Here is a 21,215-nt window from a genome sequence, read left to right as displayed (position 1 = left end):
GGCGCGGGGCGCTCGTTGTTAAATGCCGTCCGGAAGATTGTCGCAACTGGAGGAAACATGCTTGATCTGAATTATGTCCTGGAACACCTCGACGACGTGCGCGCCAACCTGGGGCACCGCAACATGCACGTCGAGATCGGCGTGTTGCCGGAACTGGCTGAAGCGCGCGCGCGCCTCCTCACGGAGGGCGACCGCCTGCGTCAGCGGGCCAACGAAGTGGCCAAGTCGATGAAAGGCAAGCTGGAACAGGAAGAGCGGCAGCGGCTGATCGAAGAGGGGCGGGCGCTCAAGAGTGAAATCGCCGCCCTAGACGAAAGCACGAAGGCCGCGAAGGCCGCGGTGGACGACCTCCTTCGCCAACTTCCGAATATGACTCATCCGGACGCGCCTATCGGCGGCACGGAAGAGGAGAACCGCGAAATCAAACGCGTCGGTGAGATACCGGTGTTCGACTTCAAGCCTTTGGACCATGTCGAGATCGGCAGGCGTCTCGAGTTGATTGATTTCGAAGCGGGCAACAAGGTGGCGGGTGCGAATTTCTACTTTCTGAAAAACGACGCCGTGTTGCTCGAACTGGCGATGGCTCGTTTCGCCTTGGACATCCTGGCATCCGAGGGCTTCACGCCGCATATCACGCCGGACGTGGCGCGACCGGCCATACTCGACGGCGTCGGTTTCAATCCGCGGGGCGAGGAAACGCAGATCTACTCCATCGCCAATCAGGACCTCGCGCTGATCGCCACGTCGGAAATCACCCTGGGCGGCATGATGCAAAATGAGATCGTTGACGAGGACGAACTGCCGATGCTGCTGGCCGGGCTGAGCCATTGCTTCCGCACTGAGGCCGGAGCACACGGTCGCGCGAGCCGCGGCCTCTACCGCGTGCACCAATTCACGAAGATCGAAATGTTCGCCTTCACGATCCCCGAGGCGTCGGCAGGGCTCCACGAGAAGATGCGCGACATCGAGGAACGCATCTTTACCGCGTTGGAAGTGCCGTTTCGCGTGGTGGATATCTGCACGGGCGATTTGGGGAGTCCGGCCTATCGCAAATACGATCTGGAAGCGTGGATGCCGGGGCGGGGCGAGTGCGGCGAATACGGCGAAGTGACCAGCACCAGCAACTGCACCGACTTCCAGGCGCGGCGGTTGAATATTCGCTACCGGCCCGCGGAAGGCAAACCGCGTTTTGTCCACACGCTCAACGGTACGGCGATCGCCGTGTCGCGGGCGCTGATCGCTGTGCTCGAAAACCATCAACAGGCCGACGGCACGGTGCGTGTGCCGAAGTCTTTGGTGCCCTACATGGGCAAGGAAGTGATCGGCCCGCCCAAAAAATAGGAGAGACATGCGTAAGCTCAAGCTCGTCATCAGCGATTTACACGTCCATACGGGCGCCCGGTTGCCCGATGGGCGTCGCAACGTATTCGAAGGTTTTTTGGAAGACGCGCTGTTGGTTGAGTTTTTGGAGCATTTTTCCACCGGCGAATACGCCGACGACGACGTGGAAGTCATCGCCAACGGCGACTTTTTCAACCTCCTGGAAATCGAACTCGGCACCGGCGAGCCGACCGAGGCGATCACCGAAGAAGTGGCGGTTCAGCACCTGCGCGCGGTCATGAAGGGACACGCCCAGCTTATGGACGCCCTGCGTGACTTTTGCGAGCGACCCGGCAAGAAGCTGACTTTCATCATCGGCAATCACGATGCGGCGTTGCTCTTCGGCGCCGTGCGCGCTGAGTTGCACAAACGCATTTCGCCGCGTTTGGAATGCCGCGTCGATTACTCGTTTGACGGTGTGTACCTCACGCACGGCCACCAGTATGAGTTCATCCATCACTTCGATATGAAAAGCTTCACGCGCCGCGGGCCCGATGGAACCGTCCGCCTCAAGCTCCCTTACGGCGCATTGTTTGTCATCCAGTTTCTCGGCGCGATGAAGCACCGCCGGTCGTACATCGACAAAGTGATTCCTTTCTCGCAGTACCTGCGGTGGGCGTTCGTCAACGACCACGTCTTCTGGTGGGAGATGTTGATCGGTATTGTTCGCTTTTGGGCGCGCAATCGGTTTTCGCACGACGCATACCGACGCCGCGAATTCTCACTCGCGCCGCGCCGCTTCGCCAACGCCGTCAACCACAAGCCGCTCGTGGCCAACGCCCGCGCGATCCTTCGCCGTACGAACTATCGGATCGTCATTTTGGGACACAGCCACAAGCTCGAATACATGATGTGTGGCAAGGACGGCGAGTACTTCAATTCCGGTTCGTGGTTGGAGCAGATATCCCTGGACGTCGCCACCCTGGGTCGCAGCCGCGTGCGCCCGTACGTGCGGATCGACTATATCGACGGCGAGCCGCGGGCGAGCCACCACAATTGGGTTGGACGACACGTCCTTTCCCACCCGCTGATTCCCTGATCGAGGAAGCTATTCCAGGATGTGGCCGAAACGCGTCAACTGACGCCACGGCCACGAGAAGTAGATGATCAGCGCCTTGCCCTTGATGTAACCGTAGGGAACGAATCCCCAGAAGCGACTGTCTTTGCTGTGGTCGCGGTTATCGCCCATGCAGAAATAATGGTCTTCGGGAACGGTCGTGGAAAAGGAATCGAAGCGGTGCGCGCGCTTGTCGTACAGCACGGTGTATTCGTTCTCGTCGCTCGTCTCGCGATAGACGTTGCTGTCCTGCCGATAGCCGCGTGGGTCGCTGTAGTCCAGTTCTCCCGTCATCGTTTTGGGCACGAGTTGGCCGTTGACGTACAAATCGGTGCCGCTGATTTCAATCTTGTCCCCAGGCAGCCCGATGATGCGCTTGATGTAATCCGTGCGCGGGTCCTTGGGCCACTTGAATACGATGATGTCGCCCCGCTCGGGATCACTGAGCCGAATCTTGGTGTCGGTGAACGGAATCGGAATGCCGTACAAAGACTTGGTCACCAGAATGTGGTCTCCCACCAGCAACGTGGGCACCATGCTGGCGGAGGGAATCTTGAACGCCTGGACAATGAAGGTGCGAATCACCATGGCCAGCAGAAGCGCGACGATGATGATCTCGGCGTATTCGCGCACCACGCTGTGACGATGGAAGGGCAGGTGGACGTCGACGTCGTGCCGCAACTGCTTCAATTCCCGGGTTATCAACGCGGGATCTTCCGATGCGAGCGTCTGGTCTGTGAAACGGGCCAGCGCACGCTCCACTTTATTTCGCGTCGGTTGATTGAAGAGATCCGGGTGCTGCAAATCCCGCCGCAGCCGCTTGGCGTACCGCATTCCTTCTTTGCGCGCTTTTTTCAGTCGATGGGCGACAAACATGATTGCTCCGGATTATCCGCGGGCCGGAAAAGTTTCGCTCACTATTTGAAACCGACCTCTCTTTGTCAAACGCCGCGGTCAGCGAAGAAGGCGAGCGATGCGCGAAAATTGCCCCGGCGGCCACGAAAAATAGATCACCATCGCCTTGCCGACGATGTTCTCCTCCGGCACGTACCGCCAAAAACGACTATCGTTGCTGTGGTCGCGATTGTCGCCCATGCAGAAGTACTTGCCCTCGGGAATGCGCCACATGCGATCTTCGGTGTGCACGGTGTCGGCGTCGTATAGCACGCGATGCTCGCGGCCGCCGAAATCCTCGGCGTAGAGGCTTCCGGTAAGTTCGTAACCCGGCGGGTCTTCATAGCGGAAAGTACCGACGGAGCGCTTGTCGACTAACTCGCCATTTATCCACAGCGAATCGCCTTTGATTTTGACCACGTCGCCCGGCACACCCACGACACGCTTGATGTAGTCCGTCTTTTGGTCGACCGGCCACAGGAATACGACGACGTCGCCGCGCCGCGGTTTGCTAAGCGGTATCTTCCAGTCGGTGAAGGGAATGTTGATGCCGTAGATAAACTTGTTGACCAGAATGTGATCGCCGACCCGCAGAGTCGGAATCATACTTCCCGACGGGATCTTAAAAGCCTGGACCACGAACGTGCGGATCACGATAAACAGCAACAACGCGACCAGCACCACTTCCACGTTTTCGCGCACGTTGCTGCGGCGCCACGCGGGCAGATAGGCGTCGGTCGTCGCCTTACACTCGGCCAGGGCCGCTTCGATGCGGCGGGGGTCGTCTGTTTTGAGGGCGGCCTCGCAAGCTTCGACCTTGCGCCCGATCACTTCCCGCGCGCGTTCGTTGAAAAGTTCGGTTTCGATATCGAGGCGCCGCGTGATGCGAGCCAGATCACGATGTGCGGTTCGTCGAGCGCGTTTTAACCGGCGTGAAAGGTACATAAGCTCCGTTCTTTTTCCGTTTGCCTGCGGTAGACAGGCTCATCGGCTGTCGGGTTCCGAAAAATTCCACAGATGGGGTGCCGATGTCAAGCTTTCGGCGTTGTCGCGTTCCATGTACAATAAGAAAAAGTGAGGCGTCGTCCACTGGATGAAAACACTGTCGATCTACCAGAAACTCATCTTGTACTTCCTGTTGGTCAGTCTGATTCCGTTGGCCGGCTTCGGCGCGTTCTCCTATTTGCAGCTTTCCCGAACCGATCGCGGCAATTTTCGCGAGATGATTTCGCTGATCGCCGTGCAAACCGCATACATGGTCGAGCGCGAACTCGAGTCGCGACGAAATGAAGTGGTCGCCTGGGCCGACCTGCTGCCCGTAGACGCCGGCGCGGTAGATAGTGGCGATCACGCCGCTTTATTCGACTCCCTCGACCGGCTGGTCACCGCTTTTCCCATGTACGATCTGCTCCTCGTGACCGACGCGAATCACAGGGTCATCGCCACCAATCGCCACGACCCGGCCGGGCGCGAATTGGCTGTGGGCCGTCTCGCCGGCAATTTGCTGAGTAACGGCCCGTGGTTTTCCGAGGCCGGCGAAAAAGGGAATTACCTATCCGCAGTGCGGCTCTCCAACGTCATCGCCGAGGTATACGGCGCTCGCCGGGAGAGCGTCAACGTGGCCGCGCCCATTCGCCGCGAAGGAAAGACCGCGGGCTTTCTGGTCGCCTACCTGAATTGGTCCTACCTGCAGGACATCCTCAGTGTCGCGCAGGGGGCGCATGCCGACGACTTGTCCGGCACGCTGTTCATGCTGAGTTTGCGTGACAATCGCTACCTGGCGCACCCCAACGCGGACCTCAACGGCCAGCCGTACCCGCTGAATGTCGACCTGTCCGACATCGTCGAGCACCGCCCCACGGGCGTTCTGCATTTGGATTGGCCGCTACCTAAAACCGTGGCCTACGCCCAGGTGCGCGGCGGGTCGAGCATTGGAAAACTGCCTTGGATCGTGAGCATGGAAGTACCCGATGAGGTGATCTACCACCAGGCGCGCGTGTTGCGATTCACGTTTGTGGCGCTGTTCATCTTCACCGCGGTGGTCATCATCACCGTCGTTTCCATCCTTTCCCGGCGCATCTCCGAACCCATCCTTCGCTTGATGATGGGCGCGCAGGCGATTGCCGCCGGGCGGATGGATATCGAATTGCCGGTGCGCAGCGTCGACGAACTGGGCATTCTGGCCAACACCTTCAACCAGATGTCCGATTCGCTTCGCGAGCGCGACGACCAACTTCGCCTAAGCAATCAACATCTCGAGGAAGCCAATCGGCTCAAGAGCCAGTTTCTGGCCAACGTCAGCCACGAATTGCGCACCCCGATGAATTCCATCATCGGCTTCACGACACTCGTGCTGCAGCGTTCGGGCGACGGGCTGCCTGAACAACAAAATCAGAATCTCGTCAAGGTGCGCCGCAACGCTCTTCATCTGCTCAAACTGCTGAATTCGATTCTCGACCTATCCAAAATAGAGGCGGGCGGCATGGTCGTGGTCGTCGACGAGTTCCCCATGCGTAGCATGCTTGAGGGATGCACGTACACGATCGCGCCGTTGCTCGAAAAGCGTCCCATCGAAATATCCGTGGCGGCATCCGATGACGAATTGACCGTGCACACCGACCGCCAAAAGCTGCAGCAGATCCTCATCAACCTGTTGGGTAATGCCGTGAAATTCACGGAACGGGGATATATTCGCGTCGGTTACGAAGTGACCGCGCATTCCGGACTCGCCGAAACCGAAGCCGGACCCTGGGTGCGTATCTGGGTCGAAGACAGCGGCATCGGCATCCACGAACGAGAACTGGATAACATCTTCTCCGAGTTCCGGCAGGTCGACGGCTCGCCCAGCCGACGCTACGGCGGCACAGGCCTTGGTTTGTCCATTTCCAAGAAGTTGGCAAAACTCTTGGGTGGTGATATTTTGGTGCAAAGCGAACCGGGCTTCGGCTCGACATTTACGTTGGTCATACCTGTGCGGCACCGGTCCGCCGAGCCTTTGGTCCGCGACGAAACGGACCATCCGTTGCCGAATAGGCGAGATGCGGCGCCGCCCGATGAAGGAGTACGGAACATCTGATGCGAAAAAGAATTTTGATCGTGGAAGACGTTGAGGACAACCGCGATTTGCTGGTACAATTTTTTGAAGGCCAATACGAAATCTTCGAGGCCGCCGACGGGCAGGTGGGAATTGCGATGGCTGAGCGATTGCGGCCGGACCTGATCCTTATGGATCTGTCCCTGCCGGTGATCGACGGATGGCAGGCGACTGCTGCGCTCAAAGCGGATGCGCGGACGCGTGAGATCCCGATCATCGCCATTACGGCCCACGCGATGGTCGGCGACGAGCAAAAAGCATTGGCCGCCGGATGCGACGGATACATATCGAAGCCGGTGGATTTTAATGAACTGGAGCGCATCGTAAAGAAATACTTGGACAGCCCGTGAACGAAGATCGCAGCTACCGAATTTTAGTGGTCGACGACAACCCGGATAATGTCGACCTGTTAACGCAGTATCTCACCGGGTTGGGCTACGAAGTAATACCCGCTTACGACGGCGAAGAAGCGATGATGGTCGCTGCGCGCCTTCCGGTTGATTTGATCCTCCTGGACGTCATGATGCCCAAACTGAGCGGCTTCGACGTCTGCCGCAGACTCAAAAGCGCCGACGAGACAACGTTCATTCCCATCGTGTTGGTTACGGTGCGCGACGACACGCAGTCCAAGCTCGAAGGTTTCGCCGCCGGCGCCGACGATTACATTACCAAGCCGTTCGATATCGAGGAACTGTCGGCCCGTGTTAAAAGCCTCCTGCGCATCAAAACGCTGCAGGACGAACTGCGCGCCGCCAATGCGCGCCTCGCCGAAATGTCGGTCACCGACGGCCTGACCGGGCTGTTCAACCACCGGTACTTCGTCGAGCAATTGCAGGTGGAAGTCAGCCGCGCAATTCGGTACAACCGACCGCTCGCCGTGATCATGCTCGATATCGACCACTTCAAAAACGTCAACGACACTTACGGACACTTGTTCGGCGACTATGTGCTGAGGAAAATCTCCGATGTTTTTCAGCGCATGGTGCGCGCCGGCGATACTGTGGCCCGCTACGGCGGCGAGGAATTCGCCATCCTCGTGACGGAAACCGAGGGCGCGCAAGCCCTGGCCGAACGAATTCGTGTCGCGGTGGAGAAAGCCGATTTTCTGTACGAGGGGCAACAAACGCCCGTGCGGGTTTCAGCCGGCGTCTGTCAGGCGAAAGCCGGGGAAGTCGACGACGGTAACGAACTGCTGCGCGTCGCCGACGAGGCGCTGTATGACGCCAAGGAACACGGCCGAAACCGGGTTGTGGTGAAAGTCAAAGAATCAGACGGCAACGGAAAGAATTGAACATGACCACTCCCACGAAAATTCTTCTAGTCGAAGACAATCAGGACCTGCTCGACATCATTCATCACTTTCTCGACGCCTATGGTTTCTCGGTCATACCGGCCAAAAACGGGCAGGAGGCGCTGGAACTATTCGAACGGGAGATGCCGAACATCGTTCTTTCCGATGTGTTGCTTCCAAAGGTCAACGGTTTTCAGGTGTGCGAGAAAATCAAAAAAAGCGGCCGCAATGTGCCGGTCGTGCTGATGAGCGCGCTGTACAAAACCTATAATCTGCAACAGGAAGCCAAGACGAAGTACGGTGCCGACGAATACCTCATCAAACCCTTGAACCTCGTGGAAGTGGCGCGACTGCTCTGCCGCTTGCTGGGTATCGAACGGCCCGAACATGTTGACTCGGAAACGGATACCGAGGATGGAAACGCGAAGGCGGCCGGCAGTGGATCGGCGGCGTTGCACCTGGTCGACGATTCCTCGGAGGAGGAGCCGGCGTCCGAAGCGAGTGAAACCGAAGCCCTGCCGGACACCGGTACGATCGAGCAGACTCCCATCGTCGAACTATTCGGCAACCTGTTCTGCCGGGGCGTGACGGCCAAGTTCAAGGTCACGGCCGACGGGGCACTGCGGACCGCGTACTTCAAAAACGGCATTCCCGTTTTCGTAAACAGCAATCTGCCCGAGGAAAACTTCACTCAACTCGTTATCGACGACGGACGCGTGACCGCCGATCAACTGCAACGGCTCCAGACGATGGCCAAGGATCGGGGTGTTACCGTCGGCAAACTGCTGGTCGAGAACGGATACATCGATCCGGCGGACCTGGCCGAATATTTGCTGCGGGAAGTTGATGTGCGCTTGGCGGCGATGCTCAACCTGCGTGACGGCGCCTACTCGGTGGAGGCCGACGATTCCTGGATCGAAAAAATCAAGCGACCCGAGTTGGATATTTTCGACCAGGTTTACCAAGCCGTGCAGCGCAATTTCGATGAGGCCGCGCTTAAAACCCGCTACGACGGAGCCGAAGACCGGGTTGTCGCCAAGAACGAAGCCAATCTACCCTTGGCCGGCCAAATCGATTGGCAAGGCAGCCATTTGGAAGCCTTCATACAAATCGACGGCGAACACACGATATGCGAAATCATTGACGAGTCCGGGCAATCGGAACTCGTCGTTATGCAGTTGCTCTACACGCTACAGCTATTTGACATGATCCGCCTTCGCTAGGACGACCGTCGCCTGGACCGCCGTTCAGAATGCGAAGAGCCTTATATCTTATCTTGAGTGATGGGAGGAGTGTCATCATGACAAACCCGTTTTACGTAGACGAATCGAGTCCGTGGTTTTCAGAAGAAGCCGGTTGGCCGCCGGAAGTGCCGAAGAACCACGACTTTGAAAAAATCACGATGGGCGAGGCGCTGGATCGTGCCGCGAAGGAAAACCCCGACAATCATGTGATGTGGTTTCTCGAGACTTACATGACTTTCGCTGATTTCAACGACAAGGTGAACCGCTTCGCCGCCGCGATTCACGGCCTGGGCCTGCGCAAAGGCGACGTGTTGGCGCTCATGCTGCCCAATAGCTTCCAGTACGCCATCGGCTATTACGCTTGCGCCCGCGTCGGCGTGATTGTCACCGGTGTCAATCCGACCTACAAAGCGGGCGAAGTTAAGCACCAAATGAAACTCACCGGCGCCAAGGCGATCGTCGTTCTCGACGTGCTCTACAAAGACGCCATCGAACCGATTATCCGGGATACATCGATCGAACATCTGATCGTCACCAACGTGACCGATCTGGCCGCGATTTCCGGCTTCAAACGGTGGCTCGGCAAAAGGCTGGGCAAAATCCCCACGGCGCCGGCTCCAAAGGGCGCGCTGCAATTCACCGATTTGCTCAAAACGGATCCCAAGCTGCCCGACGTGGATGTCTCCGCCGACGATGTGCACACCTACATCATGACCGGCGGCACAACCGGCGTGCCCAAAGCGGCCGTGCTGACGCACTTCAACTGCGTCTCCAACGCCATGCAATCGCGCCTGTGGCTGCACAAAATGGAAGTGGGCACCGCGTCCATCGGCGTGATCCCCGTGTTCCATTCCTTTGCCATGACGTGCGTGATGAACATCTGCGCGTTGCACGGCGGCATGATGATCCTCTTCCCCAGGCCGCCGAAGGATGCGGACTTAGTGGACACCATCATGCGCATTACGCCGCCCCAGGGTTGCCTGTATCCGGGAGCCGAAGTGCTCTTCAAACGCCTGGGCGAGTGGCCGGAAATCAAGAACTTCGACCTCAGCGGCAAAATCGTGCTGTGCGTTTCGGGCGCCGGTCCGCTGCACCGCCCCGTTCAGGAAAAGTTTGAAGAGGCGACGGGCGCGCGGTTGGTCGAGGGCTACGGGCTCAGCGAAACTTCGCCGGTGGTCTCGGCAGGTCCCTTCTGGGGCAATCGCAAAATCGGCACGATCGGGCTGCCTTTCACCGGCACCGAATGGCGCATTGTCGATTCCGGCGATGCTACCAAGCAGTTGCCGTTCGACGAAGCGGGCGAAATCGCCGTCGCCGGGCCGCAAGTGATGAAAGAGTACCTCAACAATCCGAACGAGACGGCGGAGACCATCGTCGAAATGGACGGCAAGAGATGGTTGCTGACCGGCGATATCGGCCGCATGGATCCGCAGGGGCGCATCACGATCGAGGATCGCAAGAAGCAACTCATCAAATTCAAGGGATACAGCGTCTACCCGACCGAAATCGAAACCATGGTGATGGAACACCCGGCGGTCAACGAAGTCGCCGTGGCGGGTATTCCGCACGAAAAATTCGGCGAGGTCATCAAGGCGTGGATTGTGCTGAATCTGGACAAGAAGGGCCAGATCGAGCCGGAGGAAATCATCGCCTGGGCGAAGCAGAACTTCACCCATTACAAGGTACCGTATTCGGTGCAGTTCATCGACGAACTGCCCAAAACGCTGGTTGGCAAGGTGTTGCGTCGCGTCTTGCAGGAAGCCGACCCCGCCTTCCAGGCGGCCAAGCAGAAGCAAGAAAGTAAAAGCTAAGCGAAATCTCGGCAGAGTCGACGGCATCGCGCGAAGCGTTCGCGTGGTGCCGTCGTTTTATGGTTTGTCGGTCGCGCGCTAATTCTCGCGGGACCCGAGGATATCCGCCGTGACCAGCAAACCCGAAATGTTGTGCTGGTTGTAATCGATACGAATGAAATTCGACACCGGCGAATTCCGAAACGCGCCCAGTGCCCGGCGCGGATTCGGGTACAGATGCGCGAACTCGGGTCGGATGATCCGCTCGGTTTGGAAACGCGCCGCCCGCTTGATGTTCGCCGCAATGTGGTCGGTGTCCATCCCGGCGCGATCCATGGTCTGGTAGCACGCGGTGATGCCTTCCATACGGGCGCCCGCCGGCGTCACTTGCGGCGGGTAGGGGAAGTAGCCGCCGTCGTAATCGGGGTATTTAATCTCCCAAGGGCGATCGAACTGGTCGTTGATCATCGAGTCGACCAACGTGGCGCAGTAGTCGGCGTAGAGCGGTTCCGGCGCTACCCGGTGCAACTCGTTCAACGCGATCATCAGCCACGCATCGGGCGGTACCTGCAGACGCATGCCGAGGATCTTGAAACGTTCGTTGATAAAATACTTGGCGCTAAGCTTGACGGCGTCCAAATATTTCGGATTCGGGTCGTGCGCGTAGAAGCGCATCAGGCCCAACATCGCCTCGCCCGGGTAGTAGATCGACCGCCGGCCCTTGGCGGCCGTGCCCTTGTAAGGCCAGTAGCTATGGAATGAGCCATCCGGTTTCTGGCTACGCAAAATATGATTGGCCAACTCACGGCCAAGGCGTAAATTCGCGGGTGACTTCTCAATTTTCAGCTTCTCCGAGAGCGCAATGAGCGTCAGTCCGGTACCGCCGAGCTTCACCTGATACCGCGTCTTTTTCCCCTTGCGCTTGGTTTCCACCGGGAAGGCGCACCAATGGCCCTGGTCGTCTTTCTCGCGGCGAATTTGCTCCATCAGCCAAATCCAGGCGCGGTCGCCCGCTTGGCGGTAACGGTCTAGGCCTGTGGCCAGCGAGAGTTCGTACAGCGAGTAAATCGTACCGGCGTGACGCAGCAGGTTGTAGGTCGAGGCGTACTTGTCAAATCCCAGGTTGCCCTCATACAGCCATTGGTTGTTCGGCTGCAGAATACCTACCAGGTAGTCGCCGCCCAGGCGGCAGAAATCCATCACGCTCTCGCGCGTGATATCCGTTTGCGTCAGTGGCGTCGACGCCCTAACCAAGCGAACCGCCTTGCCCTGATATTCGGTGTACGATTCGGTCGGTACGATGAATTTGCCCGTCTCGCCCGCGTCTCCTTTGAGGTCCAAACCAATGCGGCGTGCCGAGAGAAGTTGGAAGGCGCGCTTCAGATCCAAGGCTCGCACGTGCATGGAGGAGTCGGTGACCAGCCGCGCCGACTGATCGGTTACCAGCAGCGTGGCGTACAATCCCGGGCTGTAACCGAAACCCAAATCACGCCACCAAAGAGGCGTGGCCGAACGCCGCTCACGCAGCAGGTGGACCGAAACGAGGTCGTCGCTCGATAGGCCAAAGCCGCGGACGCGTTTGCGTAATTGTTCGGCCGCGCACGTGACCGCCGCCCGGGCGTCGTTGCCGAAACAACCCGCGCCCCGCACCGGTCCGTCGCCGTTGTAGGCATAGACCGCCGCGCCGATGATCTCCAAGGGCAACGCATCGCCACCGGTTGATTCGCCCATCAACGCGCCGCGCGCCGCGTCGATCAGTTCGCCGGCTTGCGCTTCGGAAAGCAGCGGCGGTAGGTCCGGGTCGCCGTTGGCGATCAACGCCGCAACGTTGTGGGAAAGTAGATTCCATTGCCAAACGAATGCAATGACAACCAATACGACCGGCACCAGCAGGATTTCGCCGAGTCGCCGCCCCAAACTTTTTTTCTTTGGTGACGGCGGACCGGGCCGCCCGCCGGGCTTCCCGCCGGATGACTTCTTCTTTTTGTTTACTGAGGAATCAGACCGGTTAGGGCGACGAACCACTTATACCCCCCGTGTTCTTCTGGGTCACGAAATCCGTAGGCTGCGGCAAAGCGCAAACGCGCCGCAAAAGAATAAGCGAAGGTGAAATCAAAATAAAGCTCCATACCCGCCGAGGGCAGCAGGTCTTCCTCCTTCACTTCTTCGTCCCGATCCACCGCGACGCCGCCTTCGCCGAACGCCATGCCGCTGATGTCCCGGAAATAGATCGGCCACGCTTTGATGCCGCGCTCGATACGCGCCACCGGGAACGCCAGTTCCAGCGTGCCGTTGGCTATGCGGTCGCCTGCCGCCGTGCCGGCGTCGTAGCCGCGCACTTGGAAGCGGTCCGACTCGTAGTTGAGCGTGAGCGGGCTGTTTTGCGCGTAGCCTCCCAGCCGAAAAGACCGCTGCGGCAGCAGGTCGCCGAAGCTCAGCGCGCCGTTACTGACGGCCGCAAGCCGCAGATCGCTCACGCCCAGAGGAACGCGAATCCCTGCCGTGCCCCCGATGAATTGTTGGTTGACGTTGCTGCCGAACAACCCGTCGTGCACGGTGCCACCCAATCCGAGCGGAACCGACACGTAGCGGTCACTGGGTGCGGCATCGTAGGTCCAACCAAGACGCGCCCCGGACCAGTACCCGGTGAAGGCCGGCGTCGGCGATTGGTCGGGCAGGTCATCCAAATCGGTTCGCGATTGCCCCACGTAGCCGCCGTAAAACGCGTGCTTCCAAAACAGGGGATAGATGAGGGTCGCCAACCCCGAAACCCGCCGCTCCCAATAATGTTCCGGATCGCCGTCTTCGTCGGTGACGATCTTGCTGTGCCGCTCGGCCGAGTGCGCGGCGACAAACTGGAAGCTGGGCGTGAAACGGGAATAGGTATACGAGGCCGCCGCATAAGGAAAGCGCCGCTCGAATCCCCACAACGCCTCTAGCGCCCAAGAGTGGTAACCGGCGATGTCGAATCCGGCGGTTTTCGCTCCCAGCCAGAGATCTTCGGACCCGAAGGAAAACGACGGCAACCAGTAATGCGGCCACGCGGTGCGGTAGGCGCGGTAGTCATCGGTTGGCGGGTCCAGCGCCGCGGCGCGTTCACGAATGTCCTGGGTGATGGGGCCCACGACGATGGTCTTCGAGCTGATCTCCTCGCGCGCGACTGCCGTCCATTGCCGCGGATCGAAATCCATCAGGTACAAGTCGAAACCGCCTGCCGTGTACCCGCTGTACACCAGGTGTTTGCCGTCAGGGCTCACCGCGGGCATGAACGCGCCGCCAAGCACGTTGGTGATTTGAAACAACTCGTCAGTTTGAAGGTCGAGGGCAAATAGGTTGTAGACGCCGGTACGCCCGGAAGTAAAAACCAAGTACCGCCCACTCGGATCGAAAGCCGGGTCGATATCGCGCATGGGGTGCGAGGTTAACCGCGTGAATTCGCCGCTGGCGATATCGAGACGAAATACGTCGCGATTGCCGTCGTCGTGCCACACGCTGGTTGCCGCCCACTCGCCGCTCGGGTGCATCGCGACCCCTGCGAACTGCGCGACGCCTTCGTAACGATCGAAAGGAAAAAGTGGTTGGACCTCACCGGTGTCCAGATCGACAATGGCCGGAGCCGTGCGCCCGCCATCCTGAGTAATGGCTAACACCCGCCTCGTGCCGGGAATCCACGCCGGGTCGGCGACACGGGCGCTTTTCGTCAGTCGCTTCTTTCCCTTCGCCGGATCCAGAGACCAAAGGTCGAAAAAAACACGGTAACGATCACGGGGTTGGCTTTGCGCAAAAACAACGCGGCCGTCGGCCGATCGCGTCACCCCGCGCACCGCTTGCGTGGCAGCCAGTCGTCGCGGTCGCGGTTTCTTGTTTCGCAGGTCGATCGCGCGCAGGCCCGTTACGCGATCGCGATCCGACGTGTAAAAAACGATCCGATGTGCATCGAGCCATGTTGGCCACTGGTGCACGTTGCCTTCGTCGGTCAGCCGCGTACCTTGCGTCAATCCCTGGTCGCGCAGCGCGGCGGCCTCGTGCTCGAATTCGGCCACCATGTTGACCGACCACGTCTTGTAGATATCGTTTAGATGCGTGCCGAAAATCTTACGCGCGTTGCGTTCCCACCAAAACGGCCAAACCTGTCCGGCGTGCTTCAGGTAGTAGTCCGCGATTTTGTCCATGCCGTAGCGCTCGAAGAGATACTGATGAAACGCGCCACCCCAAATGTAGGGTACCGCTCCACCGGGCCAGTCATGGGGTGTGAGCGTCAGGCGGTCCAGTGGCGGCCAGCTTTTCTCCAGCGCCGCCATGCGCAGCAGCATGCGTGAGTAGGGGGAGCGATTTCGTCCTTTGGTCGTCAGTTCGGTCTCGTGGAGTAAGGCGATGCCCTCAACGAGCCCCTGCGGTTGAAAGTGTGTCACCGGCAGGGTGCGGCCGAACACGTATCGCATGCCTTTCCAGAAACCGCGCACTTCATCCGTTTGCACTTGGTGAGTCATCTCGTGGTAGACGAGCATACGCAACCAATCATCGGCGAAGTCGAGTCGATCCGCCGTGTGTGGCGGCGCCAAAAAGAGACGCATCACCTGGACCGGCGTGACGCTGGAGTAACCGTTGGCGCCGTCGACGCGGTCGGTTATGAAGATATCCGTCGGCGTGGGCTGCTCGTATTTCAGAGTCTTGGTGATCAGGGTGAAAGCTTCTTCGGCCAGAACCGCGACTTTCAGGGCGACGAAACGGTACTGGGCTGGGTAGCTGATCCGAAAATGCTCCGTATGTAACGTTTTGAAATCTTCGTCCGGCGCAAACGGATAAGCCCCGGCAACCGACGCGGCGAGAAAAACCATCGCTGTCGCCACCAGGAAATACCGCAATCGTTTCATCGTTTCTCCAGTAGTTCCACCGTTGCACGAACCTAGCAGATGGTGCCGCGCGACTCAACAAAGTAACCATGGTTACAGGGAAAGAGCGTTGAGTGGCCGACCCGGCGAAGTGATGGGGGCGACAAAATACCGACGAAGACCTCGTGCTAAGACGCCCGCCGATGTCAACCTTTTGACGAGGCGGCATTTTGTGCCGTTGCGCCGGGTGCTTCCTGTGGCATACAATAGCGGCAATTGATCTGATTTTACAACGTTTTGTCGATTGATTACGCCCTGGCATAGGGTTTGCTTGTTTTGTGCGCGGGCGGGGACCATGATCCGGGTCTGCCCATCACGCGCAGGAAAGGACATCCATGAGCGACGCCGATCGCCTCAAGCTCAAAGTAAAGTGCCCTCACTGCGGTGGCTTGTTCGTTGTCAACGCCCCGGTGCCGAAAGCCAAACTCTCGGAAGTCGAACCCGAGGCCGAAGAGGCGGCCGCGTCGCCGGAATCGGCCCTGTCTTTGGATACGCCTTCGACACCGACGGAGCGTGGGTCGACGGCGAGCGGGAACGAACCGGAATCGGAAGAATTCGAAGACATTGACGAAGAGGAAGCCGTTGAAGTATCGCCGGAAGAAGAAGCGTTTCGTGAGCGAGTTATCAAGGCGATTCTCGCCCGGGACTTCGACCTGCCGATGCTGCCTCACGTGGCGCTCAAGGTGATTCGATTGACCAGCGACGAAGACGCCAGCATGCAGGATTTAGCCAAAGTGATCCTCACCGATCAGACCATCGCCGCCAAGATCATCAGCATTGCCAACAGCCCGGTCTACGCCGGCGTTGTGGAAATCAATAATATCAATCAGGCCCTCGTGCGCCTCGGACAAACCGAGGTCAAGAACCTCATGCTGGCCATCAGCCTACAAACCAAAATCTTCAAAAGTCGGTTATACGGTCGCTTGGCCAAACGGCTTTGGGAGAGAGCCGTGGGCGTCGCATTTGCGTCCCGCGTCGTGGCCAGTGCGACGAACAACGATAAGAACGAATCGTTCTTGGCGGGCTTGATGCACAATATCGGCCGCATGATTTCGCTGACGGTCATTGAATCCGCGCAACGCCGCGTCGAGGATGACTTCCGACCACAAGAAGAAATGATCGAAAACATCGTCGAACAATACCAGCGCGATGTCGGCGAACTGACCGTGGAAAAATGGACGCTGCCAAGCATTGTCAATCAGGTCGTACGCTTTTACGGCCGCCCGGAAGAGCAAATCAAACCCGAACCCGCGGTGGCTGTAGTCGGCGTGGGAGAGCTTCTTTGCATCCACACGGGTATCGGCAGTGAGAAACCGGAAGAGGTCGATTTCGCCTCTCAGCCGGCGGTGAAAATGTTGCGCCTTGAACCGGAAACTACTGAAGATCTGGTTGGACGTTTCCAAGAAATTTTCGAGAGCGCCAAAACGGAGATTCTCTAAGACGTTAGGAAAAACGAGATGCGTCGTGTTTTGTTTTGCATCGTGTTGGCAACCTGGCTACTCGCGGCCGCGGGCTGTGGGCGGCAGGTTATCCGCACACCCATCGATCCCTACGTGGCCAGCGACCTATCCACGCGGCAAATCAAACGTGTGGCCGTCCTGCCGATCATCGTCCCGGACTACCTGCGCGGCAAAGGCGGTGAAGCCGTCAGCGTGGACCTGACCAACCAGTTGATGGCGGACTTGGCGGGCGATCGCCTTTTCGACGTCGTGGGCGGCACCGTCGTCACCGACGCTCTGGCCGAGCAGTATGGGCGGCTGCAGGATTGGGTATTTGACGGCAACATCGTCGGCGCCGTGAAGATCGGCCGCGAACTCAAGGCGGACGGCGTGGTGTTCGGCCGCGTCACTCGCTATATCCAATCGAACCTCGATCAATCCGAATTCGAAATCCGAGTCGAATTGGTCGAGATTGCGTCCATGGAAACCGTCTGGTCCATCCACGAGTTGCTGATCGGCAAAGGGGCCGCTCCCGGGTACGGAGAAGCGGTCACCACGCCGTCGGCTCGGGAACTTTCGAACAAAGGTGTGCGCGGCGCCGCCGAACGGATCGGCGAAGTCTACGAAGCGGGCGGCCCCATCGAAGTCTCGAATATTTCCGGGCGTAAAATCTGGGGTTACAGTCTGCTGACCGCCGGCGCGGTTACTTCCGTGGCCGCCGGTTATTACTTGGCGTTGTCGGCCCAGGCTTACCAAAAATACCAGGACGCAGATTCCGCAGCTGACTTGTCGCAGTACCAGGATGACGCCGAAGAATACGATCAGATGTGGATGATTCTCGCACCGATTGGATTAGGCTTACTCGGCGGCGGCACCTACCTGTTGCTGACTGACCCGGCGCGTAACTATACGACCATCGAAACCGACAACACGCGCTTAACTTTCGCTCCAACCGTGACGACCGGCGGCGTCGGCCTCACGTGTCTGGGGCAGTTTTAGGAGACTGCCATGAAACGGCTGACGCTGACGCTGACGCTGGCCATTTGCTCCGTCGCGGTCGTGATAGCGATGATTTCCCATGGCGGCTGCGGCCGCGATTTCAATCGCTTTCCTTCCGGCTCGGGTTCGTTGATTTCCCTGACCAGCGTCGAGCCCGATTCCGGATCCAACGCGGCCGACATTGACATCGTCCTGCGCGGTAGTGGGTTCACGGGCGTGCCTCGCGTGTTGATCGGCGCCGTGGAAGGTACTTCCGTGGCCGTCGTCACCGCCGAACTCATCCAAGCCAAGGTTCCGGCCGGTACCCCGGCGGGCACCTTGGATATCACCGTCATCACCGAAACCCTCGAACAGGCAACCTTGCAGGCGGCGTTCACGGTCATTGACCCGACGACGCTGACCGTGGAATCCATCGTTCCCAATCAGGGTTTGGATGACGTGGCCGTGAACGTCACGATTACCGGCTCCAATTTTCTGGCCGGCGCTAACGTGGCCCTCGGCGCCAATACCTTGGAAACGGTCAACGTGGTCGACGTCACGAAGATTGAGGCCACTGTGCCGCCGGGCCTGACGCCGGGCGTCTACGACGTCATCGTCAGCAATTCGTCTACCGCGACCGCCCGCTTGGCGATCGGCTACGAAGTGCTTTCCTCGGAAATTTTGCAGATTACGAGCATCGACCCGGATTACGGCCCAAATGATGTCTCCACCTCGGTGACCATCTACGGCGCCAACTTTGAGGAAGACATGACGGTGCTCATCGGCCCCAACGCCTTGCAGGATGTCACGCGCGTGGCGTCCGATATTCTGACCGCCACGGTGCCGGCCGGAATCACGCCCGGCGTGTACACCGTGCGGTTGATCAACAGTCTGGATGAAATCGCCGAACTCGAGAACGGTTACACCGTCGAAACGCCGGGCGATGACGACACGACCGATGACGACACGACCGACGACGATACCACCGACGACGATACCGTCGACGACGATACCACCGACGACGACACAACCGACGACGATACAACCGACGACGATACAACACCTCCAGATGACGACGATGACGACGATAACGATAACGATAATGACGACAACGATGACAACGACGACGACGATAACGATAATGACGACAACGATAACGATAATGACGACAACAACGACGACAACGACGACGATGATAATGACAACGATGACAACGACGACAACGACGCGACGGTCTAACGAGGCGAAAACCGCATAGCGGACTTTTCTGCAAGAAACCTAAGATTATTCTTGTGGTTTGCCGAAAATTTCGATACTGAAAGATGAACGTGGTTGCGACCGCCTCGCCGGAGGTGCGTGCCGTCAAAAAAACGACGCGGCATTCCTTGTGTGGTTGTCCAGTTGGAATGTGCAGCCCGGTGCGACGGATTGCAAGCGGAACCTGCCGCGACGGCAAGTGTTCGATAACATAGAATAAACCATCGTCACCGCGGTTCAGGAACGAACGCGCCGGCCAGATTGGGCAATTCAGAAATGTTGCCTTATTTGGCACACCAATTGCTCTTGTGGAGAAGAAAACCAAAAAGAATCAATCACTAAGCGCAGAGGGGCGAAGGTGGACATAGCAACCGTTATCGGAATCGTTGTCGCGTTTGGGTTGGTGCTTGCCTCCCTGTTGATGGGGGCCGGTCTCGCGGCTTACGTCGATGTCAGAAGCGTGCTCATCGTGATCGGCGGCACATTCGGCGTCATCTTCATCAACTGGCCCCTACGAGTTATTTTCAACATCGGCGGGGTCATCAAGAACGCCTTCTTTGCCAAACCCGCCGACTTAAACGCGTTGACCGCCCGACTGGTAACCTACGCCACAAAAGCCCGAAAAGAGGGTATCCTTGCCCTCGAAAGCGCTACGGACGGCGAGGAAGTCGAATTTTTGCGCAAGGGCATTCAAATGGCGGTCGACGGTCTGGAACCCAACGTCATCCAATCCTTGCTCGAGAAAGAGTTGGAGCAAGTCGAGCAGCGCCATAAAATCGGGGCAGACCTCTTTACCGCTTTTGGCACCTTCGCGCCGGCGATGGGCCTGATCGGAACCTTGATCGGGCTGGTGGCCATGCTGCAAAGCATGGACGATCCAAGCACGATCGGCCCGGCCATGGCGGTCGCGTTGCTGACGACGTTCTACGGAGCGATTTTGGCGAATATGTTCTTCTTGCCGGTTGCCGGCAAACTCAGGATGCGGTCCGACGAGGAAGTGACTTCGATGGAATTGATGTTGGAAGGAATCCTCTCGATTTCCGCCGGCGACAATCCACGCATCCTCGAAACGAAACTGCATGCCTTCCTCGCGCCGAAATTGAGGGAAACGCAGTTTAAATAAGGGGGAGGGCCGTTTGGCGCGCAAAAAAAAGCAGGAAGAACCAAAATCCAGCTCCTTTACGGTGATGTTCACTTCCTTATCGATTATCCTCCTGGCTTTCTTCATTCTGCTTAATTCCATGGCGACGATGGAGGAAAAGCGGGTCAAGGCGGCCTTGGGAAGCCTTACCGCCGTGTTCTCCGGTTTCGGGACGGGGCCGCTTTTCCCGCGGGCCGACTCCCTGGTTACGATCGGCGAAGAGTTGGCGATGCGTGCCGGAGGTCCCGGGCGGGAACTGAAAAAAAAAGTCGACGACATGCTCGCCGAGGAGGGTCTCGGCGAGAAAGTGGAACTGGTCGAGGATAAAGACGACCTCCTGCTCGTGTTCAAAGACCACATTCTCTTCGACTCCAGCCAAGCCTATATCAAACCGCAGATGACGGACGTTCTGGAAGTCATTTCCGGTTTCGTTTCCACAACCGATTTCCCCCTCGTCGTGGAAGGGCACACCGACAACAACCCCATCTCCACCGCGCGCTTTCCCAGTAACTGGGAACTCTCCACCGCGCGGGCCGGAGCGGTCGTGCGGCGACTCGTGGAAGTGCACGGCGTGGACGCCCACAAGATTTCCGGTGTCGGCTGCGGAGAATTCAAGCCGATCGCGGCCAACGACACGCCGGAAAACCGAGCGAAAAACCGGCGCGTCGTTTTGCGTTTCGCAGGCATGGCGAAAGCGGAACGGGAAAAAATCGACGCGAACAAGGACATCGCCGGTCCCGCGAAAGTGGGGCTGTAAC

General features: G+C 58.6%; 16 protein-coding genes. 12 read left to right on the top strand and 4 right to left on the bottom strand.

The features are described 5' to 3' along the window. Positions 1 to 57 precede the first annotated feature (57 nt). Together serS and P9L99_01335 are read left to right on the top strand one after the other, a co-directional pair. The gene (serS, locus tag P9L99_01340; GenBank protein MDP8221977.1) at positions 58 to 1,341 is read left to right on the top strand and encodes a serine--tRNA ligase; all 1,284 of its coding nucleotides are present in this window, start codon (positions 58 to 60) and stop codon (positions 1,339 to 1,341) included. A gap of 7 nt (positions 1,342 to 1,348) precedes the next feature. Next, the gene (locus P9L99_01335; GenBank protein ID MDP8221976.1) at positions 1,349 to 2,419 is read left to right on the top strand and encodes a metallophosphoesterase; all 1,071 of its coding nucleotides are present in this window, start codon (positions 1,349 to 1,351) and stop codon (positions 2,417 to 2,419) included. A gap of 9 nt (positions 2,420 to 2,428) precedes the next feature. Here P9L99_01335 and lepB (P9L99_01330) read toward each other — a convergent pair whose 3' ends face one another. Further along, complete coding sequence (gene lepB / locus P9L99_01330; protein MDP8221975.1) at positions 2,429 to 3,313, bottom strand: signal peptidase I; 885 nt, start codon at positions 3,311 to 3,313, stop codon at positions 2,429 to 2,431. A 78-nt stretch (positions 3,314 to 3,391) separates the two neighbouring features. Continuing rightward, positions 3,392 to 4,276: a signal peptidase I gene (gene lepB, locus P9L99_01325; GenBank protein MDP8221974.1), complete on the bottom strand. Its 885-nt coding sequence runs from the start codon at positions 4,274 to 4,276 to the stop codon at positions 3,392 to 3,394. A 148-nt stretch (positions 4,277 to 4,424) separates the two neighbouring features. Between lepB (P9L99_01325) and P9L99_01320 the strand changes: the two genes are divergently transcribed. The 5 genes from P9L99_01320 (at position 4,425) to P9L99_01300 (ending at position 10,771) form a co-directional block, all read left to right on the top strand. Continuing rightward, positions 4,425 to 6,407, top strand: a complete 1,983-nt coding sequence (locus P9L99_01320) for an ATP-binding protein (protein ID MDP8221973.1) — start codon at positions 4,425 to 4,427, stop codon at positions 6,405 to 6,407. Beyond that, positions 6,407 to 6,775, top strand: coding sequence for a response regulator (locus tag P9L99_01315; protein ID MDP8221972.1), 369 nt, complete (start codon positions 6,407 to 6,409; stop codon positions 6,773 to 6,775). Before P9L99_01320 ends, P9L99_01315 begins: the two co-directional genes overlap by 1 nt. Continuing rightward, positions 6,772 to 7,716 (top strand): PleD family two-component system response regulator, encoded by a 945-nt coding sequence (locus P9L99_01310; GenBank protein ID MDP8221971.1) that lies wholly within the window; start codon positions 6,772 to 6,774, stop codon positions 7,714 to 7,716. Before P9L99_01315 ends, P9L99_01310 begins: the two co-directional genes overlap by 4 nt. 2 nt (positions 7,717 to 7,718) lie before the next feature. Continuing rightward, positions 7,719 to 8,939 (top strand): response regulator, encoded by a 1,221-nt coding sequence (locus P9L99_01305; protein ID MDP8221970.1) that lies wholly within the window; start codon positions 7,719 to 7,721, stop codon positions 8,937 to 8,939. 77 nt (positions 8,940 to 9,016) lie between these two features. Next, entirely contained in the window at positions 9,017 to 10,771 is a 1,755-nt protein-coding gene (locus P9L99_01300; protein MDP8221969.1) for an AMP-binding protein, read from the top strand. A gap of 78 nt (positions 10,772 to 10,849) precedes the next feature. Here the strand turns inward: P9L99_01300 and P9L99_01295 are convergent, their stop codons facing one another. Both P9L99_01295 and P9L99_01290 read right to left on the bottom strand, forming a co-directional pair. Further along, the gene (locus P9L99_01295; GenBank protein MDP8221968.1) at positions 10,850 to 12,667 is read right to left on the bottom strand and encodes a hypothetical protein; all 1,818 of its coding nucleotides are present in this window, start codon (positions 12,665 to 12,667) and stop codon (positions 10,850 to 10,852) included. A gap of 71 nt (positions 12,668 to 12,738) precedes the next feature. Next, positions 12,739 to 15,624, bottom strand: a complete 2,886-nt coding sequence (locus tag P9L99_01290) for a hypothetical protein (protein ID MDP8221967.1) — start codon at positions 15,622 to 15,624, stop codon at positions 12,739 to 12,741. Positions 15,625 to 15,977: 353 nt separating this feature from the next. Here P9L99_01290 and P9L99_01285 point away from each other — a divergent pair, with 353 nt between their 5' ends. The 5 genes from P9L99_01285 (at position 15,978) to P9L99_01265 (ending at position 21,214) form a co-directional block, all read left to right on the top strand. Next, positions 15,978 to 17,081 carry an HDOD domain-containing protein gene (locus P9L99_01285; GenBank protein MDP8221966.1) on the top strand — a complete coding sequence of 368 codons (1,104 nt, stop codon included), beginning with the start codon at positions 15,978 to 15,980 and terminating at the stop codon, positions 17,079 to 17,081. An 18-nt stretch (positions 17,082 to 17,099) separates the two neighbouring features. Beyond that, the gene (locus tag P9L99_01280; GenBank protein MDP8221965.1) at positions 17,100 to 18,080 is read left to right on the top strand and encodes a hypothetical protein; all 981 of its coding nucleotides are present in this window, start codon (positions 17,100 to 17,102) and stop codon (positions 18,078 to 18,080) included. Between the two features lie 9 nt (positions 18,081 to 18,089). Continuing rightward, on the top strand, positions 18,090 to 19,298 hold the full coding sequence (locus P9L99_01275; protein MDP8221964.1) for an IPT/TIG domain-containing protein: 1,209 nt from the start codon (positions 18,090 to 18,092) through the stop codon (positions 19,296 to 19,298). A gap of 376 nt (positions 19,299 to 19,674) precedes the next feature. Beyond that, positions 19,675 to 20,439 (top strand): motility protein A, encoded by a 765-nt coding sequence (locus P9L99_01270; protein MDP8221963.1) that lies wholly within the window; start codon positions 19,675 to 19,677, stop codon positions 20,437 to 20,439. A 13-nt stretch (positions 20,440 to 20,452) separates the two neighbouring features. After that, complete coding sequence (locus P9L99_01265; protein MDP8221962.1) at positions 20,453 to 21,214, top strand: OmpA family protein; 762 nt, start codon at positions 20,453 to 20,455, stop codon at positions 21,212 to 21,214. Position 21,215: the final 1 nt, after the last annotated feature.

Source organism: Candidatus Lernaella stagnicola, assembly GCA_030765525.1.
In the GTDB taxonomy this organism is placed as follows: domain Bacteria; phylum Lernaellota; class Lernaellaia; order Lernaellales; family Lernaellaceae; genus Lernaella; species Lernaella stagnicola.
The sequence above is the reverse complement of the archived record's forward strand: the minus strand, read 5'-3'. Positions and strand labels throughout refer to the sequence as shown.

Coding starts and splice junctions, on each gene's coding strand:
- lepB (MDP8221974.1), bottom strand. CDS start 4,276: ATGTACCTTTCACGCCGGTTAAAACGCGCTCGACGAACCGCACATCGT.
- P9L99_01335 (MDP8221976.1), top strand. CDS start 1,349: ATGCGTAAGCTCAAGCTCGTCATCAGCGATTTACACGTCCATACGGGC.
- P9L99_01320 (MDP8221973.1), top strand. CDS start 4,425: ATGAAAACACTGTCGATCTACCAGAAACTCATCTTGTACTTCCTGTTG.
- P9L99_01275 (MDP8221964.1), top strand. CDS start 18,090: ATGAAACGGCTGACGCTGACGCTGACGCTGGCCATTTGCTCCGTCGCG.
- lepB (MDP8221975.1), bottom strand. CDS start 3,313: ATGTTTGTCGCCCATCGACTGAAAAAAGCGCGCAAAGAAGGAATGCGG.
- P9L99_01315 (MDP8221972.1), top strand. CDS start 6,407: ATGCGAAAAAGAATTTTGATCGTGGAAGACGTTGAGGACAACCGCGAT.
- serS (MDP8221977.1), top strand. CDS start 58: ATGCTTGATCTGAATTATGTCCTGGAACACCTCGACGACGTGCGCGCC.
- P9L99_01290 (MDP8221967.1), bottom strand. CDS start 15,624: ATGAAACGATTGCGGTATTTCCTGGTGGCGACAGCGATGGTTTTTCTC.
- P9L99_01280 (MDP8221965.1), top strand. CDS start 17,100: ATGCGTCGTGTTTTGTTTTGCATCGTGTTGGCAACCTGGCTACTCGCG.
- P9L99_01305 (MDP8221970.1), top strand. CDS start 7,719: ATGACCACTCCCACGAAAATTCTTCTAGTCGAAGACAATCAGGACCTG.
- P9L99_01285 (MDP8221966.1), top strand. CDS start 15,978: ATGAGCGACGCCGATCGCCTCAAGCTCAAAGTAAAGTGCCCTCACTGC.
- P9L99_01300 (MDP8221969.1), top strand. CDS start 9,017: ATGACAAACCCGTTTTACGTAGACGAATCGAGTCCGTGGTTTTCAGAA.